Annotated in this window: 24 protein-coding genes and 1 pseudogene; 24 read left to right on the top strand and 1 reads right to left on the bottom strand. The window is 31.3% G+C overall.

Annotation, left to right across the window (positions count from 1 at the left end):
- Window positions 1-91: 91 nt before the first annotated feature.
- The 13 genes from IDG63_RS02390 (at window position 92) to hfq (ending at window position 15,442) form a co-directional block, all read left to right on the top strand.
- Window positions 92-385, top strand: a complete 294-nt coding sequence (locus IDG63_RS02390; RefSeq protein WP_000655666.1) for a thiamine-binding protein — start codon at window positions 92-94, stop codon at window positions 383-385.
- 133 nt (window positions 386-518) lie between these two features.
- Window positions 519-2,063, top strand: a complete 1,545-nt coding sequence (gene miaB / locus IDG63_RS02385; protein WP_001001521.1) for a tRNA (N6-isopentenyl adenosine(37)-C2)-methylthiotransferase MiaB — start codon at window positions 519-521, stop codon at window positions 2,061-2,063.
- Window positions 2,064-2,429 (top strand): YlbF/YmcA family competence regulator, encoded by a 366-nt coding sequence (locus tag IDG63_RS02380; protein ID WP_000282386.1) that lies wholly within the window; start codon window positions 2,064-2,066, stop codon window positions 2,427-2,429.
- A 26-nt stretch (window positions 2,430-2,455) separates the two neighbouring features.
- The gene (gene thiW / locus IDG63_RS02375; RefSeq protein ID WP_000842277.1) at window positions 2,456-2,947 is read left to right on the top strand and encodes an energy coupling factor transporter S component ThiW; all 492 of its coding nucleotides are present in this window, start codon (window positions 2,456-2,458) and stop codon (window positions 2,945-2,947) included.
- Window positions 2,948-3,249: 302 nt separating this feature from the next.
- Window positions 3,250-5,868 (top strand): DNA mismatch repair protein MutS, encoded by a 2,619-nt coding sequence (gene mutS / locus IDG63_RS02370; RefSeq protein ID WP_000073352.1) that lies wholly within the window; start codon window positions 3,250-3,252, stop codon window positions 5,866-5,868.
- 12 nt (window positions 5,869-5,880) lie between these two features.
- Entirely contained in the window at window positions 5,881-7,890 is a 2,010-nt protein-coding gene (gene mutL / locus IDG63_RS02365) for a DNA mismatch repair endonuclease MutL (RefSeq protein ID WP_000516265.1), read from the top strand.
- 5 nt (window positions 7,891-7,895) lie between these two features.
- On the top strand, window positions 7,896-8,438 hold the full coding sequence (locus IDG63_RS02360; RefSeq protein WP_001077635.1) for a glycerol-3-phosphate responsive antiterminator: 543 nt from the start codon (window positions 7,896-7,898) through the stop codon (window positions 8,436-8,438).
- Window positions 8,439-8,902: 464 nt separating this feature from the next.
- Complete coding sequence (locus IDG63_RS02355; protein ID WP_001103743.1) at window positions 8,903-9,721, top strand: MIP/aquaporin family protein; 819 nt, start codon at window positions 8,903-8,905, stop codon at window positions 9,719-9,721.
- 128 nt (window positions 9,722-9,849) lie between these two features.
- Window positions 9,850-11,346, top strand: coding sequence for a glycerol kinase GlpK (gene glpK, locus IDG63_RS02350; RefSeq protein ID WP_000417385.1), 1,497 nt, complete (start codon window positions 9,850-9,852; stop codon window positions 11,344-11,346).
- Window positions 11,347-11,503: 157 nt separating this feature from the next.
- Complete coding sequence (locus IDG63_RS02345) at window positions 11,504-13,177, top strand: glycerol-3-phosphate dehydrogenase/oxidase (RefSeq protein WP_001218601.1); 1,674 nt, start codon at window positions 11,504-11,506, stop codon at window positions 13,175-13,177.
- A 149-nt stretch (window positions 13,178-13,326) separates the two neighbouring features.
- On the top strand, window positions 13,327-14,241 hold the full coding sequence (locus IDG63_RS02340) for an alpha/beta fold hydrolase (RefSeq protein WP_000136946.1): 915 nt from the start codon (window positions 13,327-13,329) through the stop codon (window positions 14,239-14,241).
- Between the two features lie 17 nt (window positions 14,242-14,258).
- Window positions 14,259-15,194, top strand: coding sequence for a tRNA (adenosine(37)-N6)-dimethylallyltransferase MiaA (miaA, locus tag IDG63_RS02335; protein ID WP_001641463.1), 936 nt, complete (start codon window positions 14,259-14,261; stop codon window positions 15,192-15,194).
- A 14-nt stretch (window positions 15,195-15,208) separates the two neighbouring features.
- Window positions 15,209-15,442 (top strand): RNA chaperone Hfq, encoded by a 234-nt coding sequence (gene hfq / locus IDG63_RS02330; protein WP_000561358.1) that lies wholly within the window; start codon window positions 15,209-15,211, stop codon window positions 15,440-15,442.
- 221 nt (window positions 15,443-15,663) lie between these two features.
- Here hfq and IDG63_RS02325 read toward each other — a convergent pair whose 3' ends face one another.
- Complete coding sequence (locus IDG63_RS02325; protein ID WP_000448078.1) at window positions 15,664-16,140, bottom strand: glutathione peroxidase; 477 nt, start codon at window positions 16,138-16,140, stop codon at window positions 15,664-15,666.
- Between the two features lie 111 nt (window positions 16,141-16,251).
- Between IDG63_RS02325 and hflX the strand changes: the two genes are divergently transcribed.
- From hflX to IDG63_RS14655, 11 genes and pseudogenes are all read left to right on the top strand, one after another.
- Window positions 16,252-17,490 (top strand): GTPase HflX, encoded by a 1,239-nt coding sequence (gene hflX, locus IDG63_RS02320; protein WP_000068614.1) that lies wholly within the window; start codon window positions 16,252-16,254, stop codon window positions 17,488-17,490.
- An 18-nt stretch (window positions 17,491-17,508) separates the two neighbouring features.
- Window positions 17,509-18,747: a methionine gamma-lyase family protein gene (locus tag IDG63_RS02315; RefSeq protein WP_000652052.1), complete on the top strand. Its 1,239-nt coding sequence runs from the start codon at window positions 17,509-17,511 to the stop codon at window positions 18,745-18,747.
- 243 nt (window positions 18,748-18,990) lie between these two features.
- Entirely contained in the window at window positions 18,991-19,359 is a 369-nt protein-coding gene (locus IDG63_RS02310) for a MerR family transcriptional regulator (protein WP_000624945.1), read from the top strand.
- An 18-nt stretch (window positions 19,360-19,377) separates the two neighbouring features.
- Window positions 19,378-20,718, top strand: coding sequence for a type I glutamate--ammonia ligase (gene glnA / locus IDG63_RS02305; protein WP_001126603.1), 1,341 nt, complete (start codon window positions 19,378-19,380; stop codon window positions 20,716-20,718).
- Window positions 20,719-21,216: 498 nt separating this feature from the next.
- Window positions 21,217-21,414: a helix-turn-helix domain-containing protein gene (locus tag IDG63_RS02300; protein ID WP_001793526.1), complete on the top strand. Its 198-nt coding sequence runs from the start codon at window positions 21,217-21,219 to the stop codon at window positions 21,412-21,414.
- A gap of 687 nt (window positions 21,415-22,101) precedes the next feature.
- Window positions 22,102-22,320 (top strand): helix-turn-helix domain-containing protein, encoded by a 219-nt coding sequence (locus IDG63_RS02295; RefSeq protein ID WP_075111596.1) that lies wholly within the window; start codon window positions 22,102-22,104, stop codon window positions 22,318-22,320.
- A gap of 296 nt (window positions 22,321-22,616) precedes the next feature.
- On the top strand, window positions 22,617-22,823 hold the full coding sequence (locus IDG63_RS02290; protein WP_001002340.1) for a hypothetical protein: 207 nt from the start codon (window positions 22,617-22,619) through the stop codon (window positions 22,821-22,823).
- Window positions 22,824-23,523: 700 nt separating this feature from the next.
- Window positions 23,524-23,634, top strand: a complete 111-nt coding sequence (locus IDG63_RS02285; protein ID WP_001788716.1) for a hypothetical protein — start codon at window positions 23,524-23,526, stop codon at window positions 23,632-23,634.
- Between the two features lie 427 nt (window positions 23,635-24,061).
- Window positions 24,062-24,247 (top strand): hypothetical protein, encoded by a 186-nt coding sequence (locus tag IDG63_RS02280; RefSeq protein ID WP_000006110.1) that lies wholly within the window; start codon window positions 24,062-24,064, stop codon window positions 24,245-24,247.
- A gap of 511 nt (window positions 24,248-24,758) precedes the next feature.
- Window positions 24,759-24,863 (top strand): hypothetical protein, encoded by a 105-nt coding sequence (locus tag IDG63_RS02275; protein ID WP_000477492.1) that lies wholly within the window; start codon window positions 24,759-24,761, stop codon window positions 24,861-24,863.
- A gap of 128 nt (window positions 24,864-24,991) precedes the next feature.
- Window positions 24,992-25,057 (top strand): annotated as a pseudogene (locus IDG63_RS14655) (hypothetical protein); the annotation flags it as partial.

Raw genomic sequence — 25,057 nt, 5'->3', positions numbered from 1 at the left:
ATTAAAACTGAGTCGTATAAATGTATTTATAACAGATCCATTTATGCTACTCAGTTTTTTACTATTACAAAAAATAAAGGAGTTTTTAAAAATGAAAGACACATTAATGAGTATACAAATAATTCCTAAAACACCAAACAATGACAATGTTATACCTTACGTAGACGAGGCGATTAAAATAATTGACGAATCTGGTTTGCATTTTAGAGTAGGTCCGTTAGAAACGACAGTACAAGGAAATATGAATGAATGTTTAATTTTAATACAATCATTAAATGAACGAATGGTGGAACTTGAATGTCCAAGTATTATTAGCCAAGTTAAGTTTTATCATGTGCCAGATGGCATCACTATTGAAACTTTAACTGAAAAATATGATGAATAACATTAAAAGTGAAGTAAACTGGATTTGAATTGGCTTGTTAGAGATGACGTATAACTTTAACTGTTTTTGCACTTTATAGTTAAATTTAATATAATTATTAAATGATACGGGCAAATAGAAAGGATTTTGTAAAGTGAACGAAGAACAAAGAAAAGCAAGTTCTGTGGATGTTTTAGCTGAGAGAGATAAGAAAGCAGAAAAAGATTATAGTAAATATTTTGAACATGTTTATCAACCGCCTAATTTAAAAGAAGCGAAAAAAAGAGGTAAACAAGAAGTTCGTTATAATAGAGATTTCCAAATTGATGAAAAATATCGCGGTATGGGGAACGAGCGTACATTTTTAATTAAAACATATGGATGTCAAATGAATGCACATGACACTGAGGTCATTGCTGGTATACTTGAAGCATTAGGCTATCAAGCAACGACTGATATTAACACTGCAGATGTTATTTTAATTAATACATGTGCGATTAGAGAAAATGCCGAGAACAAAGTGTTTAGTGAAATAGGTAATTTGAAGCATTTGAAGAAAGAACGACCTGATATTTTAATCGGAGTTTGTGGTTGTATGTCACAAGAAGAGTCAGTAGTGAATAAAATTTTAAAATCGTATCAAAATGTAGATATGATATTTGGTACACATAATATTCATCATTTACCAGAAATTTTAGAAGAAGCATACTTATCTAAAGCAATGGTTGTTGAAGTATGGTCTAAAGAAGGAGACGTTATTGAAAATCTTCCAAAAGTCCGTGAAGGCAACATTAAAGCATGGGTCAATATTATGTATGGTTGTGATAAGTTTTGTACATATTGTATTGTTCCATTTACAAGAGGTAAAGAACGAAGCCGCAGACCTGAAGACATTATAGATGAAGTACGTGAACTTGCTCGTGAAGGTTACAAAGAAATAACGCTTTTAGGTCAAAATGTAAATTCTTATGGTAAAGATTTACAGGATATAGAATATGACTTAGGAGACCTTTTACAAGCAATTTCTAAAATAGCGATTCCAAGAGTTCGTTTCACAACAAGTCATCCTTGGGACTTCACAGATCACATGATTGATGTTATTTCAGAGGGTGGTAATATCGTTCCTCATATCCACTTGCCAGTTCAATCTGGAAATAATGCAGTATTAAAAATAATGGGTAGAAAATATACACGAGAAAGTTATTTGGATTTAGTAAAACGAATCAAAGATAGAATTCCAAATGTAGCATTAACTACAGATATTATTGTAGGGTATCCAAATGAATCAGAGGAACAATTTGAAGAAACTTTAACTTTGTATGATGAAGTTGGTTTTGAACATGCATATACGTATTTGTATTCACAACGTGATGGTACGCCTGCTGCTAAAATGAAAGATAATGTACCTTTAGATGTCAAAAAGGAACGATTGCAACGTTTGAATAAAAAAGTTGGTCATTATTCACAAATAGCTATGAGTAAGTACGAAGGACAAACTGTAACAGTACTTTGTGAAGGTAGTAGTAAAAAAGATGATCAGGTTCTTGCTGGCTACACTGATAAAAATAAGCTAGTTAATTTCAAAGCGCCTAAAGAAATGATTGGTAAACTAGTGGAAGTACGAATAGATGAAGCTAAACAGTATTCATTAAATGGCAGTTTTGTAAAGGAAGTAGAGCCGGAAATGGTGATTCAATAAATGTATAATAAAGATGACGTGTTGAAACAAGCGGATAATATTGCAAATAAAATTAAAAATTTGGATACTATCAAAACATATCAACAAATTGAAGCACAGATTCATCAGAACCAAACGATAAAGACTAAAATGGATATGTTAAAAAAGCATCAAAAACAAGCAGTAAACTTTCAAAATTACGGGAAACAAAATGCGCTAGAACAGTCGGAACATACCATTCAAAGTATAGAAGCAGAAATAAATACATTGCCCATAGTTGAACAGTTTCAAACTTCACAATATGAAGCGAATCAATTATTGAAAATGTTTGTATCAACAATGGAAACACGTTTAAATGACCATAATAAAGCCAAACATAGTGATTAATTACAAACAAAAAGGAGAACAATCATATGAAATCAAGAAAACTGGCTATAACTGCACTTTTAATTGCAATAAATGTTGTATTAAGCAGTATTATCATCATTCCTCTAGGACCAGTTAAGGCAGCACCAGTACAGCATTTTGTAAATGTATTAAGTGCGGTCATAGTAGGTCCTTGGTATGGATTAGCTCAAGCGCTTATATCATCAATTTTAAGAGTTCTTTTTGGTACTGGTACAGCTTTTGCATTTCCAGGTAGTATGATTGGAGTTTTATTGGCTAGTATGTTTTACATATATCGTAAACATATATTCATGGCCGCGGTCGGTGAAGTACTTGGAACTGGTGTCATCGGAAGTTTAATTTGTATACCATTAGCATATTTCCTCGGGCTTCAAGACTTCTTCATTAAACCGTTAATGATTACGTTCATAGTCTCAAGTGCTATCGGATCTATTATAAGTTATTTCTTATTAATTACTCTAAAAAAACGTGGTATTCTTCAAAGGTTTATAAAATAAATTTATGATATATGATTTCAAACAGAGTCATTGTTCATTTTAATATTGAACGCCCTTACTTAATTAAATGTCTTGAATGTTAGAATTTTAATTTAATTCTAAACATGCTATTGACACATTTTATTAGGTTTGAGGCGTTTTCTTATACATTTAAGATGCTTCGTGATTATATGGTATGAATAGGTTTGTAAAAGTAAGTATGTTAAAATGTATAAGTTAAATAATTAATAATTAAAAAGCTTACAAACGAATATATTGTAAAGACAAATTTTAAAAAGAGACAAGGGTTGTGAAGAAATAATATGTCTAATGTTACACCAATGATGCAGCAATATTTAAAAATAAAATCAGAATACCAAGATTGCTTATTATTTTTTAGACTAGGTGATTTCTATGAAATGTTTTATGAAGATGCCAAGGAGGCATCACGTGTACTTGAAATTACTTTGACTAAAAGAGATGCTAAAAAAGAAAATCCAATTCCGATGTGTGGTGTTCCGTATCATTCTGCAGATAGTTATATAGATACACTTGTTAATAATGGATATAAAGTAGCTATTTGTGAACAGATGGAAGATCCGAAACAAACGAAAGGTATGGTTAGACGTGAGGTAGTAAGAATTGTGACTCCAGGAACTGTGATGGAGCAAGGTGGTGTAGATGATAAACAAAATAACTATATTTTAAGTTTTGTTATGAATCAACCTGAAATTGCGCTTAGTTACTGTGATGTTTCTACTGGCGAATTAAAGGTTACACATTTTAATGATGAAGCGACTTTATTAAATGAAATTACGACGATAAACCCTAACGAAGTTGTTATCAATGACAATATTTCCGATAATTTAAAAAGACAAATTAATATGGTGACAGAAACAATAACAGTCAGGGAAACGTTATCATCAGAAATCTATAGTGTGAATCAAACTGAACATAAATTAATGTATCAAGCGACACAATTATTGCTAGATTATATTCATCATACACAAAAACGTGATTTATCGCATATCGAGGATGTTGTTCAATATGCAGCTATAGATTATATGAAAATGGATTTTTATGCTAAGAGAAACCTTGAGTTAACGGAAAGCATTCGATTAAAATCAAAAAAAGGAACGCTACTTTGGCTAATGGACGAAACGAAAACACCAATGGGAGCACGCCGCTTAAAACAATGGATAGATAGACCACTAATAAGTAAAGAACAAATTGAAGCACGATTAGATATCGTTGATGAATTTAGTGCTCATTTCATAGAAAGAGACACCTTAAGAACATATCTTAATCAAGTGTATGATATTGAACGTCTTGTTGGGCGTGTTAGTTACGGAAATGTTAATGCGAGAGATTTAATTCAACTTAAACATTCCATTTCTGAAATACCGAATATTAAAGCATTACTAAATTCTATGAATCAGAATACGCTTGTACAAGTTAATCAACTAGAACCCCTTGATGATTTACTTGATATATTAGAACAGAGTTTAGTAGAAGAACCACCAATTTCAGTTAAAGATGGCGGACTATTCAAAGTTGGTTTTAATACGCAATTAGATGAATATCTTGAAGCTTCAAAAAACGGAAAAACATGGTTAGCAGAATTACAAGCCAAAGAAAGACAACGTACAGGAATAAAATCATTGAAAATAAGCTTTAATAAAGTGTTTGGTTATTTTATAGAAATAACACGTGCCAACTTGCAAAATTTTGAACCAAGTGAATTTGGTTATATGAGGAAGCAAACGTTATCGAATGCTGAACGTTTTATAACTGATGAACTTAAAGAAAAAGAAGATATCATTTTAGGTGCGGAAGACAAAGCCATCGAATTAGAATATCAATTATTTGTTCAGCTACGTGAAGAAGTTAAAAAATATACTGAACGTTTACAACAACAAGCTAAAATTATTTCAGAGCTAGATTGTTTACAGAGCTTTGCAGAAATTGCTCAAAAATATAATTACACTAGGCCTTCATTTAGTGAAAATAAAACATTAGAATTAGTGGAATCTAGGCACCCAGTAGTGGAAAGAGTAATGGATTATAATGACTATGTGCCTAATAATTGTCGATTAGATAATGAAACATTTATATATTTAATTACAGGTCCGAATATGTCTGGTAAATCGACATATATGAGACAAGTTGCCATAATTAGTATAATGGCCCAAATGGGAGCTTATGTCCCTTGTAAAGAGGCAGTGTTACCTATATTTGATCAAATATTCACTAGAATAGGTGCGGCAGATGATTTGGTTTCAGGTAAGAGTACGTTTATGGTAGAAATGCTAGAAGCACAAAAGGCATTAACTTATGCAACAGAGGATAGTTTGATTATTTTCGATGAAATTGGACGTGGTACTTCAACGTATGACGGTTTAGCTTTAGCGCAGGCAATGATAGAGTATGTAGCTGAAACATCACATGCTAAAACGTTATTTTCAACACATTATCATGAATTGACAACATTAGATCAAGCATTACCAAGTCTAAAAAATGTTCACGTCGCTGCTAATGAATATAAAGGTGAACTTATATTCTTGCATAAAGTCAAAGATGGTGCAGTTGACGATAGTTATGGTATTCAAGTTGCGAAATTAGCTGATTTACCTGAAAAAGTTATTAGCAGAGCACAAGTGATCCTAAGCGAGTTTGAAGCGTCTGCTGGTAAAAAATCATCGATATCAAATTTAAAAATGGTCGAAAATGAACCTGAAATTAATCAAGAAAATTTAAACTTAAGTGTTGAAGAAACAACTGATACTTTATCTCAAAAAGACTTTGAACAAGCATCATTTGATTTGTTTGAAAATGATCAAGAAAGCGAGATTGAACTACAAATTAAAAATTTGAATTTATCTAATATGACACCAATTGAGGCATTGGTGAAGTTAAGTGAATTACAAAATCAATTAAAATAGAGGTGTTGCAAAATGGGGAAAATTAAAGAACTCCAAACCTCATTAGCAAATAAAATCGCAGCAGGTGAAGTAGTTGAAAGACCGAGTTCTGTTGTGAAAGAACTGTTGGAAAATGCTATAGATGCAGGCGCTACAGAAATAAGCATTGAAGTAGAGGAATCTGGCGTCCAATCTATTCGCGTAGTCGATAATGGAAGCGGAATTGAAGCGGAAGACTTAGGATTAGTATTTCATAGACATGCGACTAGTAAATTAGATCAAGATGAAGATTTATTTCATATTAGGACATTAGGATTCCGTGGTGAAGCACTAGCCAGTATTTCATCAGTTGCTAAAGTAACATTGAAGACTTGCACGGATAATGCTAATGGAAATGAAATATATGTAGAAAATGGTGAAATATTAAATCATAAGCCTGCAAAAGCGAAAAAAGGAACAGATATACTTGTAGAATCATTATTTTATAATACACCAGCACGTTTAAAATATATTAAAAGTTTATACACTGAACTAGGTAAAATAACAGATATTGTCAACAGAATGGCAATGAGCCATCCGGACATTCGAATAGCACTCATTTCAGATGGCAAAACAATGTTAAGTACAAATGGTTCAGGACGAACTAATGAAGTGATGGCAGAGATTTATGGGATGAAAGTTGCACGAGATTTAGTACATATATCTGGAGATACAAGTGATTATCACATTGAAGGTTTTGTTGCAAAGCCTGAACATTCTAGAAGTAATAAGCACTATATTTCTATTTTTATTAATGGACGATACATTAAAAACTTTATGTTAAATAAAGCGATTTTAGAAGGGTATCATACACTCTTAACAATAGGTAGGTTCCCGATTTGTTATATTAATATTGAAATGGATCCAATCTTAGTAGACGTAAATGTTCATCCAACAAAACTAGAAGTGCGTTTATCAAAAGAAGAGCAACTATACCAATTGATTGTGAGCAAAATACAAGAAGCATTTAAAGACCGTATATTAATTCCTAAAAATAACTTGGATTATGTGCCAAAAAAAAATAAAGTATTACATTCATTCGAACAACAAAAAATCGAATTTGAACAAAGACAAAACACAGAGAATAACCAAGAGAAGACGTTTTCATCTGAAGAAAGTAACAGTAAGTCATTTATGGCAGAAAATCAAAACGATGAGATAGTTATAAAAGAAGATTCATATAATCCATTCGTAACGAAAACATCTGAAAGTTTAATAACTGATGATGAATCTTCTGGTTATAATAATACACGTGAAAAAGATGAAGACTACTTCAAAAAACAACAAGAAATTTTACAAGAAATGGATCAAACATTTGATTCAAATGACGATGCATCTGTGCAAAATTATGAGAATAAAGCGTCTGATGATTATTATGATGTAAACGATATTAAAGGAACAAAAAGTAAAGACCCTAAACGAAGAATTCCATATATGGAAATTGTTGGCCAAGTACATGGGACGTATATTATTGCTCAAAATGAATTTGGCATGTACATGATTGACCAGCATGCAGCTCAAGAAAGAATAAAATATGAATATTTTCGAGATAAAATAGGTGAAGTTACCAATGAAGTACAAGATTTATTAATCCCGTTAACATTTCATTTTTCAAAGGATGAACAATTAGTCATTGATCAATATAAAAATGAGCTTCAACAAGTAGGTATCATGTTAGAACATTTTGGTGGTCATGATTATATTGTAAGTAGCTATCCAGTTTGGTTCCCTAAAGATGAAGTAGAAGAAATCATTAAAGATATGATTGAGCTAATTTTGGAAGAGAAAAAAGTAGATATTAAAAAATTACGTGAAGATGTAGCAATCATGATGTCATGTAAAAAATCTATTAAAGCGAATCATTATTTACAAAAACATGAAATGTCTGATTTAATTGATCAATTAAGAGAAGCGGAAGATCCATTTACATGTCCACATGGTCGTCCAATAATCATTAATTTTTCAAAATACGAATTAGAAAAATTATTTAAGCGTGTGATGTAGAGAGGATGAATCAAGTGAATAACAACATATTGCCTGCTATAAGAAACATTAAAGATTTAGAGAAACTGATTAAAACAGACTATAAAATGTGTGTGCTTCTAGATATGCATATAGGACATATAAAAAGTATTATGGAATTGCTGAAGCAAAATCATATAGAGTGTTTTATTCATATAGATTTGATAAAAGGTTTAAGCCACGATGAATTTGCAAGTGAATTTATTATTCAGCAATACAAGCCAAAAGGTATCGTATCGACTAAATCTAAAGTAATAAAAAAAGCTAAATCATTAAATACTTTAACGATTTTTAGAGTATTTATTATTGATAGTCAAGCATTGAAACGCAGTATAGATTTGATAAAAAAAGTTGAACCTGATTTTGTTGAAGTACTTCCAGGTGTTGCGAGTAAAGCGATTCATCATATTCAGAAAGAAACAAACACACAAGTCATTGCAGGTGGCCTAATTAATACAATAGATGAAGTCAATGAAGCTGTTAAAAATGGAGCGAAATATGTAACTACTAGTTATGATAAACTTTGGTAAATCATAAGTCTGCAAAAATTTCATTTTTCACGAGATTTAGTCATATAACATAATAAAAAAGCCGTTTTCATATGGGATATGCAGTAGGTATCAAACAAAAAATAATCAAATAAAATAATTAGCACCTCTAAAACGATTAAAATCATTAAAGTTTTAGAGGTGTTTATTAGTAAAAAATGCAACTAGTCATAAAAAATATGGCTGAAGAATGTCAATTAAACAAAAGAGCGTCATAAATAAATTAGTTAGGATTGGTATTTCTAGTTTTCAAATTAAACTACTTTTATAAAGACTTGAAAAATTAAATTTGACAAAATTTTTACAAAAACCATTGACAACGCTTTCATATCGATAGTATCATAACAAATATAATAAAAGTTAATACATAGAATAGAGACGGGAGATTTCTACGAGCCAAACTGCTAGTGTAGGAATCTCTTTGTCTTTTTGGGAGGACATTTAATATGAATGTATATTTAGCAGAATTCCTAGGAACTGCAATCTTAATCCTTTTTGGTGGTGGCGTTTGTGCCAATGTCAATTTAAAGAGAAGTGCTGCGAATGGTGCTGATTGGATTGTCATCACAGCTGGATGGGGATTAGCGGTTACAATGGGTGTGTTTGCTGTCGGTCAATTCTCAGGTGCACATTTAAACCCAGCGGTGTCTTTAGCTCTTGCATTAGACGGAAGTTTTGATTGGTCATTAGTTCCTGGTTATATTGTTGCTCAAATGTTAGGTGCAATTGTCGGAGCAACAATTGTATGGTTAATGTACTTGCCACATTGGAAAGCGACAGAAGAAGCTGGCGCGAAATTAGGTGTTTTCTCTACAGCACCGGCTATTAAGAATTACTTTGCCAACTTTTTAAGTGAGATTATCGGAACAATGGCATTAACTTTAGGTATTTTATTTATCGGTGTAAACAAAATTGCCGATGGTTTAAATCCTTTAATTGTCGGAGCATTAATTGTTGCAATCGGATTAAGTTTAGGCGGTGCTACTGGTTATGCAATCAACCCAGCACGTGATTTAGGTCCGAGAATTGCACATGCGATTTTACCAATAGCTGGTAAAGGTGGTTCAAATTGGTCATATGCAATCGTTCCTATCTTAGGACCAATTGCCGGTGGTTTATTAGGTGCAGTGGTATACGCTGTATTTTATAAACATACATTTAATATTGGTTGTGCAATTGCAATTGTTGTAGTTATTATTACTTTGATTTTAGGTTACATTTTAAATAAATCATCAAAAAAAGGTGATATCGAATCAATTTACTAAAATAAAAAGAAACGTAAATAGCATAATTTAACATGTTTGATTCATGGATTATGCTATTTTTTCGCCAAAATTTAACAGATTTTGTACAATGGGTTAGCGATTATTTTTTAATAAAGGAGATACTACTAATGGAAAAATATATTTTATCTATAGACCAAGGAACAACAAGCTCAAGAGCGATTTTATTCAATCAAAAAGGGGAAATTGCAGGGGTAGCACAACGTGAGTTTAAGCAATATTTTCCACAATCAGGTTGGGTTGAACATGATGCAAATGAAATTTGGACATCTGTGTTAGCTGTAATGACGGAAGTAATTAATGAAAATGATGTTAGAGCTGATCAAATTGCAGGTATCGGTATTACAAACCAACGTGAAACAACGGTTGTTTGGGACAAACATACTGGCCGCCCAATTTATCACGCAATTGTTTGGCAATCACGTCAAACACAATCAATTTGTTCAGAATTAAAACAACAAGGATATGAACAAACATTTAGAGATAAGACAGGATTACTTTTAGATCCGTATTTTGCAGGTACAAAAGTTAAATGGATTCTAGACAATGTTGAAGGTGCACGAGAAAAATCAGAAAATGGCGATCTATTATTTGGAACGATTGATACTTGGTTAGTATGGAAATTATCAGGAAAAGCTGCGCATATTACTGATTATTCAAATGCGAGTCGTACATTAATGTTTAATATCCATGATTTAGAATGGGACGATGAGTTATTAGAACTACTTACAGTACCTAAAAATATGTTGCCAGAAGTTAAAGCTTCGAGTGAAGTATATGGTAAGACAATTGATTACCACTTCTATGGTCAAGAAGTACCAATCGCTGGAGTAGCTGGTGATCAACAAGCAGCATTATTTGGACAAGCTTGCTTCGAACGTGGTGACGTGAAAAACACATATGGAACTGGTGGCTTCATGTTAATGAATACAGGTGACAAAGCGGTTAAATCTGAAAGTGGTTTATTAACAACAATTGCTTATGGTATTGATGGAAAAGTAAATTATGCGCTTGAAGGTTCCATCTTTGTTTCGGGTTCAGCAATCCAATGGTTACGTGATGGATTAAGAATGATTAATTCAGCACCACAATCAGAAAGTTATGCGACACGAGTTGACTCTACTGAGGGTGTTTATGTTGTTCCAGCTTTTGTAGGTTTAGGAACACCATATTGGGATTCTGAAGCACGTGGTGCGATTTTCGGTTTAACACGTGGAACTGAAAAAGAGCACTTTATCCGTGCAACTTTAGAATCATTATGTTACCAAACTCGTGACGTTATGGAAGCAATGTCAAAAGACTCTGGTATTGATGTCCAAAGTTTACGTGTCGATGGTGGTGCAGTTAAAAATAACTTTATTATGCAGTTCCAAGCAGACATTGTTAATACTTCTGTTGAAAGACCTGAAATTCAAGAAACTACAGCTTTAGGTGCTGCATTTTTAGCAGGTTTAGCAGTTGGATTCTGGGAGAGTAAAGATGATATCGCTAAAAACTGGAAATTAGAAGAAAAATTCGATCCGAAAATGGATGAAGGCGAAAGAGAAAAATTATATAGAGGTTGGAAAAAAGCTGTTGAAGCAACACAAGTTTTTAAAACAGAATAAACTTGTAGATTAGACTTTTGTATAAACATTGTGATACAATCAATTTAAGTTAATATTTGAATCGAGAAACGAGAGATTTGTTCGAACATGTACAATTGAAGGATTGTTTATGTGGGACAAGTCTCTCGTTTTTACATTTTTTAGGAGGCGTTTTGGAATGGCATTGTCTACTTTTAAGAGAGAACATATTAAAAAGAATTTAAGAAATGATGAATATGATTTAGTAATTATTGGTGGCGGTATTACAGGTGCAGGTATTGCACTAGACGCGAGTGAAAGAGGAATGAAAGTTGCATTAGTTGAAATGCAAGACTTTGCACAAGGAACAAGCTCAAGATCTACAAAATTAGTCCATGGTGGTTTACGTTACTTAAAACAATTCCAAATTGGAGTAGTTGCCGAAACTGGTAAAGAACGTGCGATTGTTTATGAAAATGGGCCTCATGTTACGACTCCAGAGTGGATGCTTTTACCAATGCATAAAGGTGGAACATTTGGTAAATTCTCAACATCAATTGGTTTAGGAATGTATGATCGTTTAGCAGGTGTTAAGAAGTCTGAACGTAAAAAAATGTTATCTAAAAAAGAAACTTTAGCTAAAGAACCATTAGTTAAAAAAGAAGGTCTAAAAGGCGGCGGTTACTATGTTGAATATCGTACTGACGATGCGCGTTTAACTATTGAAGTTATGAAGCGTGCTGCTGAAAAAGGCGCAGAAATTATCAACTATACTAAATCTGAACACTTCACTTATGATAAAAATCAACAAGTAAATGGTGTTAAAGTTATAGATAATTTAACTAATGAAAATTATACAATTAAGGCTAAAAAAGTGGTTAATGCAGCAGGCCCATGGGTTGATGATGTTAGAAGTGGTGATTATGCACGCAATAATAAAAAATTACGTTTAACTAAAGGTGTACATGTTGTTATTGATCAATCAAAATTCCCATTAGGTCAAGCAGTATACTTTGATACTGAAAAAGATGGAAGAATGATTTTTGCAATTCCACGTGAAGGAAAAGCGTATGTAGGTACTACAGATACATTCTATGACAATATCAAATCTTCACCATTAACTACACAAGAAGACAGAGACTATTTAATCGATGCGATTAATTACATGTTCCCTAGTGTTAATGTTACAGATGAAGATATTGAATCAACATGGGCAGGAATTAGACCATTAATTTACGAAGAAGGCAAAGACCCTTCTGAAATCTCTCGTAAGGATGAAATTTGGGAAGGTAAATCAGGTTTATTAACTATTGCAGGTGGTAAATTAACAGGCTATCGTCACATGGCTCAAGACATTGTTGATTTAGTATCTAAACGCTTGAAAAAAGACTACGGTTTAACATTTAGTCCATGTAATACAAAAGGTCTGGCAATTTCAGGTGGCGATGTAGGTGGTAGCAAGAACTTTGATGCGTTTGTAGAGCAAAAAGTAGATGTAGCTAAAGGATTCGGCATTGATGAAGATGTTGCAAGACGTTTAGCATCTAAATATGGTTCAAATGTTGATGAATTGTTCAACATTGCGCAAACATCTCAATACCATGATAGCAAGTTACCATTAGAAATTTATGTAGAACTTGTTTATAGTATTCAACAAGAAATGGTATACAAACCTAACGATTTCTTAGTTCGTCGTTCTGGTAAAATGTATTTCAATATTAAAGATGTATTAGATTATAAAGATGCTGTCATCGATATTATGGCAGATATGCTTGATTACTCTCCAGCTCAAATTGAAGCATATACTGAAGAAGTTGAGCAAGCAATTAAAGAAGCGCAACATGGAAATAATCAACCAGCAGTTAAAGAATAATTAATTTGTACAATCATAAACTGGTGTCCTGTTTTAAGGGCATCAGTTTTTTTATACGAGATACATTAGTCAATTGAAACTATGCATCACTAAATGTATGATAATAATAAAAGCGAATATAAAAACGTTGTTATTAAAGGTGTGAGATGATGACTGAAAAACAATTTAAATTAACTGTACAAGATAATACGAATATTGAAGTTAAAGTGAATTTTACAGATGTAGATTCAAAAGGAATTATTCATATATTTCATGGTATGGCTGAACATATGGAACGTTACGATAAATTAGCACATGCACTTTCAAAGCATGGCTTCGATGTGATACGTCATAATCATCGAGGACATGGTATTAATATTGATGAATCAACAAGAGGGCATTACGATGATATGAAACGAGTTATCGGTGATGCCTTTGAAGTAGCGCAAACAGTGAGAGGCAATGTTGATAAACCATACATTATAATCGGACATTCAATGGGATCCGTTATAGCTAGATTGTTTGTAGAAACATATCCGCAATATGTTGATGGTCTAATTTTAAGTGGTACTGGTATGTATCCATTATGGAAAGGATTACCAACCGTTAAAGTGTTACAACTGATTACAAAAATTTATGGTGCTGAGAAACGAGTTGAATGGGTTAACCAGTTAGTATCAAATAGTTTTAATAAAAAAATACGTCCATTACGTACACAAAGTGATTGGATTTCTAGTAATGCAATTGAAGTAGATAACTTTATTAAAGATCCATATAGTGGATTTAATGTGTCAAATCAATTATTATATCAAACAGCCTATTATATGCTACATACATCACAATTAAAAAATATGAAAATGTTAAATCATGCCATGCCTATATTATTAGTTTCAGGATATGACGATCCTTTAGGTGATTATGGTAAAGGGATTTTAAAATTGGCGAATATATATAGAAAAGCTGGCATTAAAAATGTTAAAGTGAATCTTTATCATCATAAACGTCATGAAGTGTTATTTGAAAAAGATCATGACAAAATTTGGGAAGACTTGTTTAAATGGTTGAATCAATTTTATAAAAAATAAAGAAAGTGGAATTAAATATGAATAAAAATAAGCCTTTTATTGTAGTAATTGTGGGGCCAACTGCTTCAGGTAAAACAGAGCTTAGCATCGAACTCGCGAAGCGTATCAATGGTGAAATCATAAGCGGTGACTCTATGCAAGTCTACAAACATATGAATATTGGAACTGCAAAAGTAACACCTGAAGAAATGGATGGTATTCCACATCATTTAATTGATATCTTGAATCCTGATGATACATTTTCAGCATATGAATTCAAGCGATTAGCAGAAGATTTAATTACTGATATAACGAATAGAGGTAAAGTTCCAATCATAGCAGGTGGAACAGGCTTATATATTCAATCATTAATATATAATTATGAATTAGAAGATGAAACAGTTACACCTGCACAATTATCCATAGTTAAACAAAAGTTATCTGCATTAGAACATTTAGATAATCAGCAACTACACGATTATTTAGCTCAATTTGATGCGGTTTCTGCAGAAAATATTCACCCTAACAACCGCCAAAGAGTATTGCGCGCTATTGAATATTATTTAAAAACAAAAAAACTTTTGAGTAATCGCAAGAAAGTGCAACAATTTACTGAAAATTATGATACATTATTATTAGGGATTGAAATGTCGCGTAAAACATTATATTCAAGAATAAATAAACGTGTTGATATTATGTTGGATCACGGATTATTTAGAGAAGTGCAACAACTTGTTGAACAAGGCTATGAATCTTGCCAAAGTATGCAAGCTATTGGATATAAAGAATTAATACCTGTGATTAACGGACAAATGATTTATGAAGATGCTGTCAATGATTTAAAGCAACATTCACGCCAATATGCAAAACGACAAATGACATGGTTCAAGAATAAAATGAGTGTTCATTGGTTAGATAAAGATAATATGTCACTTCAAATGATGTTAGATGAGATTACAACCCAGATTAAGTAAAAGGAGTCCGACAGATGATTGCAAACGAAAACATCCAAGACAAAGCACTAGAGAATTTTAAAGCAAACCAAACTGAAGTAACTGTATTCTTTCTAAACGGTTTCCAAATGAAAGGTGTTATTGAAGAATACGACAAGTATGTCGTAAGCTTAAATTCTCAAGGCAAACAACACTTGATTTACAAACATGCGATCAGCACTTATACAGTAGAAACTGAAGGTCAAGCATCTACTGAAAGTGAAGAATAAGTTGTAATCATATGGGCACGATTTAATGACTCGTGTACATAACGTTTGAAGTATGATAAATAGATATAGAAATAAAGTCATATGTGACATCAATTAAATGATGTTCAAATGACAAGATACAATAGAGGAATGTTTGTAATAAAAACGCTTCATATAAAGGTCGAGTCAATATATGATACGACTTTATATGAAGCGTTTTATTTGCTATGAGCTAGTATATTTTATAATAATTTTTCTATTTCTCTTTCGATTTGAACAGGTTTTTTTTGAGGTGCAAATCGTTTAACAACGTTACCTTCGCGATCCACTAAAAACTTAGTGAAATTCCATTTGATTTTCTCATTAAAGAATCCGTGTTGTGCCGCAGTCAAATATCTAAATAAAGGTAATTGATGTTCCCCTTTTACGTCTATTTTTTGATGCATAGGGAAGGTAACACCATAGTTTAATTTACAGTTTTGAGCTGCTTCTTCGCCTGATCCAGGTTCTTGACCACCAAATTGATTACAAGGGAAACCTAGAATTACAAACCCTTGATCTTTGTATTTCTCGTATAATGATTGCAAACCTTCAAATTGTGAAGTAAAGCCACATTCGCTAGCTGTATTAACAATTAGCATAACGTCACCCTTATATGCATCTAATTTGTAAGTAACACCTTTATTTGTTTCTACTACAAAATCATAAATTGTCTCCATTGTATCATCCTTTCGATTTACTTAAAATGTACCACAAAATCGTGTAATAGTCTTTACTAAAACTCTATGATAGAATACTTTGAGTAGGATTTTATTAAGGAGATGTATAACATGGCTCAGCAACAAATTCATGATACTAAAAATAAACTAGAAAAAGCTGTCTTAGTCGGTGTACATGCTCAAGATGATAAGCAATTTAATTTTGAGTCTACAATGGAGGAATTATCATCTTTATCAGAGACTTGCCAACTTGAAGTGTTGGGTCAAATTACTCAAAACAGAGATCGTGTAGATCGCAAATATTATGTTGGTAAAGGTAAAATTGAAGAAATTCAAGCATTTATTGAGTTCAAAGATATTGATGTAGTCATCACAAATGATGAATTAACGACTGCACAATCCAAATCACTAAATGAAGCTTTAGGTGTAAAAATTATTGATAGAACTCAGTTGATTCTTGAAATATTTGCATTAAGAGCAAGAAGTAAAGAAGGTAAATTGCAAGTAGAGCTAGCACAACTTGATTATTTATTACCTAGATTGCAAGGCCATGGTAAAAGCCTTTCTCGTTTAGGTGGCGGTATTGGAACTAGAGGCCCTGGTGAAACGAAGTTAGAGATGGATCGCAGACATATTCGAACTCGTATGAATGAAATTAAACATCAATTGCGGACGGTAGAAGAACATCGCGAAAGATATCGAAATAAAAGAAATCAAAATCAGGTGTTTCAAGTAGCTTTAGTTGGTTATACAAATGCTGGTAAATCATCATGGTTTAATGTTTTAGCAAATGAAGAGACGTATGAAAAAGATCAATTATTTGCAACGTTAGATCCTAAAACACGACAAATTCAAATAAATGATGGATTTAATTTAATTATTTCAGATACTGTTGGTTTTATACAGAAACTACCTACGACGTTAATTGCAGCTTTTAAATCAACTTTAGAAGAGGCTAAAGGTGCAGATTTATTAGTACATGTCGTAGATAGTAGCCATCCTGAATACCGTACGCAGTATGACACAGTTAATGATTTAATCAAACAATTAGATATGAGTCATATTTCTCAAATAGTTATTTTTAATAAAAAGGACTTATGTGATCATGCATCAAATTGTCCAGCAAGTGATTTGCCTAATGTTTTTGTTTCTTCTAAAAATGATGGTGATAAATTACTTGTTAAGACGTTATTTATTGATGAAATCAAAAGGCAATTAACTTATTATGATGAGACAATTGCGACGAATAATGCAGATCGATTATATTTTCTAAAACAACATACATTAGTGACTGAACTTAAATATGATGAAATTGAAAATGTTTATCGTATAAAAGGATTTAAAAAATAATAAAAGGACGAAATTCAAATGAAAGATATAAGTAAGATAGTAGCTGACGTCGAATCAACGTTAGCACCATATTTTAAAGAAATTGAAGAAACAGCATATATTAATCAAGAAAAAGTATTAAATGCATTTCATCATGTCAAAGCAACCGAAAGTGATCTACAAGGATCAACAGGATACGGATATGATGATTTTGGACGTGATCATTTAGAAGAAATATATGCGCAGGCATTTAAAGCAGAAGATGCAATTGTTCGTCCGCAAATTATTTCAGGTACGCATGCGATTACTATTGCATTACAAAGTTTATTAAAACATGGTGATGAATTAATTTATATAACGGGAAGTCCATATGACACTTTACTTGAAGTCATTGGTGTAAACGGAAATGGTATTGAAAGTTTAATGGAGCACGGTGTATCGTATAAAGATATTGCACTTAAAGAAGGTAAGATCGATATTGAAAGTGTGTTAGATGGGGTTTCTGAGCGTACCAAAGTAATAGCGATTCAACGTTCGAAAGGCTATGATCAAAGACCTTCAATTCCTCTAGATGAAATTGAACAGGTGATTACTAGGTTGAAAGAAGTGCATCCTAATATTTTAATATTTGTGGATAACTGTTATGGGGAATTTGTTGAAAGACGTGAACCTATAGAATGTGGTGCCGATTTAATAGCAGGATCATTAATTAAAAACCCTGGCGGTGGTTTAGCTAAGATTGGTGGATACATTGCTGGTAGAAAAGATTTAATTGAACGATGTGGTTATAGATTGACAGCACCTGGTATTGGTAAAGAAGCGGGTGCATCATTAAATGCATTGCTTGAAATGTATCAAGGTTTCTTTTTAGCACCACACGTTGTCAGTCAGAGTCTTAAAGGTGCATTGTTTACTAGTTTATTTTTAGAAAAAATGAATATGAACACAACGCCGAAGTACTACGAAAAACGAACTGATTTAATTCAAACAGTTAAATTTAAAACGAAAGAACAAATGATTTCATTTTGTCAAAGTATTCAACACGCATCCCCAATTAATGCACATTTTAGTCCAGAACCGAGTTATATGCCTGGTTACGAAGATGATGTTATTATGGCTGCTGGTACGTTTATTCAAGGTTCATCGATTGAATTATCTGCAGATGGACCTATTCGTCCTCCTTATGAAGCATATGTTCAAGGAGGATTAACATATGAACACGTTAAAATTGCTGTGACAAGAGCTGTTAATCAGTTGAAAGAACAAGGACTTATATAATAGATTAAATTTCACCCTAAATGATAATGTGTTTTGGGTGAAATTTTTTTACGAAGATTTATCAGATTATTTTTAAAAATTGAAAAAATATTTTAGCTGTAGATTGTTTTATGGCGTTTTAAAGGTCGGAATTGCAGTTATATCAATGTTTTGAGCTTTATGTCAGAAAACCTGACATATTTTTGAAATCCTAAAAAAATTATGATAAGTTATTAACAAGTTCAAAAGTAGAGGAGAGGAACAATGATATCGAATGATGCAATCAGACGAAATATGGCTGTCTTCTCTATGAGTGTAGTAAGTAAGTTAACGGATTTAACGCCAAGGCAAATACGTTACTATGAAACACATGAACTCATCAAACCTGAAAGAACAGAAGGTCAAAAACGTCTGTTCTCACTCAATGATTTGGAAAGATTACTAGAAATTAAATCATTATTAGAAAAAGGATTTAATATCAAAGGGATTAAACAAATCATTTATGACTCACAAGAGCATTTAACAACAGATGAACAAGAGATAAGAAAAAAGATGATTGTAGATGCCACGCAAAAGCCTATTGGAGAAACTTTGCCAATAAATCGTGGTGATTTATCCCGATTTATTAAATAAAATTTGGAGGATTTTAAAATGCCAAAACGTACTTTCACTAAAGACGACATTCGTAAATTTGCAGAAGAGGAAAATGTAAGATATTTAAGATTACAATTCACTGATATTTTAGGAACAATTAAAAATGTTGAAGTGCCTGTAAGCCAATTAGAAAAAGTACTTGATAACGAAATGATGTTTGACGGTTCTTCTATCGAAGGTTTCGTACGTATCGAAGAATCAGATATGTACTTACATCCAGATTTAGATACTTGGGTAATCTTCCCATGGACTGCTGGACAAGGTAAAGTTGCACGTTTAATTTGTGATGTATATAAAACAGATGGAACACCATTTGAAGGGGATCCTCGTGCAAACTTAAAACGTGTATTAAAAGAAATGGAAGATTTAGGCTTCACAGACTTTAACCTAGGGCCTGAACCAGAATTCTTCTTGTTTAAGTTGGATGAAAAAGGGGAACCAACTTTAGAACTTAATGATGATGGTGGATATTTCGATTTAGCACCTACAGATTTAGGTGAAAACTGTCGTCGTGATATTGTTTTAGAATTAGAGGATATGGGCTTCGATATTGAAGCTAGTCACCATGAAGTTGCCCCTGGTCAACATGAAATTGACTTTAAATATGCAGATGCTGTTACAGCATGTGATAATATCCAAACATTTAAATTGGTTGTTAAAACAATCGCACGTAAACATAATTTACACGCAACATTTATGCCTAAACCATTATTCGGTGTGAATGGTAGCGGTATGCACTTTAACGTTTCATTATTCAAAGGTAAAGAAAATGCATTCTTTGATCCAAATACTGAAATGGGCTTAACGGAAACTGCATATCAATTTACAGCAGGTGTGCTTAAAAATGCACGCGGATTTACTGCTGTATGTAACCCGTTAGTAAACTCATATAAACGTTTAGTACCTGGTTATGAAGCACCATGTTATATTGCATGGAGTGGTAAAAACCGTTCACCATTAATCCGTGTACCATCTTCAAGAGGATTATCTACTCGTATCGAAGTACGTTCAGTAGATCCAGCTGCAAACCCATACATGGCGTTAGCTGCAATCTTAGAAGCTGGACTAGATGGTATTAAAAATAAATTAAAAGTTCCAGAACCAGTTAACCAAAATATTTACGAAATGAACCGTGAAGAACGTGAAGCAGTAGGCATTCAAGACTTACCTTCAACACTTTATACTGCATTAAAAGCAATGCGTGAAAATGAAGTTATTAAAAAAGCTTTAGGAAATCATATCTATAATCAATTTATTAATTCAAAATCAATTGAATGGGATTACTACAGAACTCAAGTATCTGAATGGGAAAGAGATCAGTACATGAAGCAATATTAATACGCTAAACAATGATGGGAAATCAGTAATATCAAGGGCTAGAGCGTTTTGCTTTAGCTCTTTTTTGATTTGGAAAGATGGGATTTCACTTGACCACTTTTGTTAAAAAATGGATTTGGTCAGGTTTTGGTCAAGTTTTGGTCAAGTAAATGTTTTATGTATTTATTTTTTTAAAGCTGGGGAAGACCATTTTATATTTTAGTTCACATGAATTTTAATATATTTGGAGGTGATGAGATGAGGCGATAAAAGAACGTCGCGAAAACGTTGAGTATTACTTGAAAATAGCCATATTCATATTACTTCTCATCGAATTCATTTGCAGAACGTTCTAAGGTAAGACCCCGAAAAGAGGGACCTTACTACGCATTATTAAGGGGGTAATACTATATGAAAAGAGAAACAAAAAATATCTTTTTGTTTATCGATCGGTATTTTCATTTTAGTTATACTACTATTGATATTCTAAAAAATTAAAAATTTCGCCTCATCTAATTTATGAATTGCTATGATGAAATATTCAATACAATCAAAAAGTTGATAGAAAACAAAGAGATATCGAGTTATCAAATTAATAAAGATACAGGGATAAGTTACGGTAATATTAATGCTATGCGCCGTGGAGAAAGAAGAATTGAAAATTTAAGCTTAAAGAATGCAAAGATCTTATATGAATATGCGAAAAAGGTATTATAATATAAGCATTGAGTTCAATAGGCGTATAATAACTGCCCAATCTAGTGACTGAGTGGATGTTACTATAGTATTAAAAGTTTTCTAAAAGTGAAAGAAATCATGTTTAGTGATTTACTTATGTTTTTCGAAATAGTATAATAATTTTATATAATATATAGAACTTCAGTATACCTTTTGAGTATATATGGAGTTCTTTCTTTTTTACAAGATGTATATGTATAAATGGAAATGTTTATTACATTACATAAAAACCTTTAGGTGCTCTTAGATGGATGTTAATCATAAAAAAAGAGATTTTGAAAAATATAGGCTATTATAATTTAGAATTACAAATTATAAATCTTGCCAGTGGATATGGGAGTTCAACATGTCACTTACCCCAATTTGTGGAATGTTAAATAACTATAAAGAGGAAAGGAGAAAAAATGATAAGAATGGTTAAAGAAAAAGAACGAATAGCAAAATTAAATTTCGAATAGCTGTGACGAGCTTAATAATTCAAGTACTTTATTTTATCAAATCGTTCTTTTAAAAAGGTAAAGGGCAAAAGACCTTTACCACATTAAATAGGGAGGTGGTATTTATGACAAGAGAATTAAGGAAAAAATTAACTCTCTATCTTAACATTGCAACTTTAATATTATTTATTATTAATTTAACTAGAAAAAAATAAACTATTCTTTCAATTTGACAAAAATTATGAACCAGTTTAAAGAAATTTATAATACAATAGAAAAATTACTAAATGATAAATCAATATCTAATTATAGAATTAATCAAGACACTGGTGTTTCTTATGGTGGTATAAGTGAATTAAGAAGCGGGAAAAGAAAAGTGAATAATTTAACTTTAGAAACAGCGGAAAAACTCTATAATTACCAAAAACAATTAGAAATAATGATTTAAGATTAAAATAAGACCATATCTTTTGAAATATCATGGAGTGAGCCTTTTAAATCATCTAATTTTAAAGTATATTAAATATGGATAGCTTAATGTGAATATAAATAAAAAATTATCAAATAATATAGAATATATGAAGACAAGAAATTTTATCAATATATAATAAAAAACGCCAATACTATTAGGTATTAGTTTATGAATTAACTAGTTTGGCAACTACAAAGAAACAATGTATTGCTAAACGTAGTTACTGCATTAGGATTATTATAATTATAAATAGAAAGAGAGTGTGATTAATAATGAATGAGATTGAAACTATTATAAGTGAAATAGAAAAGTTATTAACTAACAATACACCATATAGTATTTCAAAAAACTCAGGTGTACCACGTCAAACAGTTACTGATTTAAAGGTAGGTAAAACTAAAATAAAAGAAGCTAAATTTAAAACGATAATCAAGTTATATGAATATCAAAGAACATTAGAAAATAAAACAGAATGTTAACAAAAATATTTTGTTAGGTTAGGTGGACAAGAAATTAAATTTCTAATGATTTCATGGTTGTCTGTCCACGTTTTGTCCACCTCAATAAGATAATCTCTTAGTTTTAGAAATTGTACATGGTTAAATAATCAAAAATGCATATTATGAAATTATCATTGCCATTAAATCTTGAATGATCTTTAAGCGATGATATAAAAGGCTGAACACAGTAAATAAGTTAACTTTAATGCAGTATTCTATACTATACATATTTTGTAATAATGTTTATGCACATAATTTTTCATTGACAATTTTTTATATTAAATTGTGTAATTGGCATATATGATGATTTGTGATAATTATATTGTAATATAGCATTTGGTTTTATGATTCTAAAATTAATAGATTTGAAAAGTATACTTTATTTCATGAAAGTTTTTGGTACATTTATTTGAAAATGTTTTTATTACAAAGTTACATGGCTAAATGTTTCTTAACAAAATTAATTTTTCGAGTGTAAAGAATCGTGTGGTAAACATAATTTATATAGATTATAAGGAGGTGAAAATGGTCGAGGAAGTAAAAACGATAAAATAGTTTGAATGTTTTGATTTTAATTCTGATAGGACTATTGAATTTGCAAACTAATAAGAATGTGAGATTTGATTTAATACGAAGTCATATTCTTTGAATAAAATATTACTTTCTCACCATTAGTAAAATGAAGATGACTATTAAAGTGCGAAAAACAAATAAAAAAGAGAAAATAGAATTTTTAATAGGGACGTTTATAATTATTTTAGTAATATTAGGGTTCAAAATTATGAAATAAATGTATAGTATTTGAGAAGTCTATATGACTCCGGAAAAATTAAATTCTAAAGATATCTCAATATCTCAAATTTAATAGACTACTGGAGTTAGTAGTTTGAATATTGAAAGACACTAATCTAATAAAAATACATAAAAGGTTAAACTTTAGAAGTGGCTGTAAACTTCAATGAATACTAAACATTGAAGTTTTGTAAAAGGCGTAAGGTATACAAGACAAATCGTTTATCTTTGACAAAGTAATTGATGATGAAAAGTCGTTAATATGTAGAAACAAAAATTGAAAATATAAAATTTAACTATTATGAAGTGATGATAGCCATTAATGAATAGAAAAATAATAAAATCATTTATAGATAAAAAATACGTTAAGTTCACAGAATTTCGAAAAAAAGCAGAAAACATTGTACAGATATGGAGATGAAAAAATGTCAGAATACAAGAAAAAGATAATTGAATTAATTGAAAGTAATTTAACAGGATATGAAATTTCTAAAAAAACTGGAGTTTCTCAATATGTACTTTCACAATTAAGACAGGGCAAACGCGAAGTAGATAATCTAACCCTGAATACAACAGAAAAATTATATGAATATGCCAATAAAGTTTTGTAATATAACTACTGTATAAATTAATCAAGCTATGTTTATTTGATTTAACTATTAATAAAAATCATATGGTAAATGGATATTATAATAATTAAAATACAAAAATATTAGATTCCAATTTGTGAAAAAGGAGTATGTCGTTTCATTTAGAATTTATTGCACGAAATTAGCATCGAATAAGGGAAAATAAGTGTTAAGTTTTAAATGATAAAAAAGATTGGAATGGATCGTCTTGAAATGCTCCCTTCAAAGTTTTCATTTTTTCAATGTCGACTTCGAAGGGGGCATTTTCATTAAATTGTTATAGCTTTTTATATTTGTATAATGAACATATAAGTTTAAGTAGGTGCGAGTGAAGGAAATAAAAAAGCTCAAATGTACCAAATTGTTAATCTTAATAAATCTCTACTTTATAAAGATTGAATGGACATTCGAGCGTTAATCAGTCAGGAGGGAATTTCACTCCTACAATTTAATAATAATACTTGCTTCACCACTGTACAAGGAGTGATTTGTTATGTTCAAAGTGAATTATTCGATTTTAAGTTATTATCCAGAATATAATATCGCAGTAAGTTGGCAACGTTTAAGAGAAGGAAAAACAATAAAAAACAAGATTTAATACTGCTGCGTCATGAGGCGCTTGAACATTATTTGATGAATAAGTATAATTTCAACTATGATTATGCACATAAAATTGTATCAAAAAAATACGATTATTCAATTTTTATAAAAAAGAAGGTGGATTAAATGCTTACATTAATAAAATTGAAAGAAGACGAACAGGTTATAATATATGAATATATACCTGAAGAT

Source organism: Staphylococcus sp. EG-SA-14 (assembly GCF_017151935.1).
In the GTDB taxonomy this organism is placed as follows: domain Bacteria; phylum Bacillota; class Bacilli; order Staphylococcales; family Staphylococcaceae; genus Staphylococcus; species Staphylococcus aureus.
This window is presented reverse-complemented; position numbering and strand designations above follow the sequence as displayed.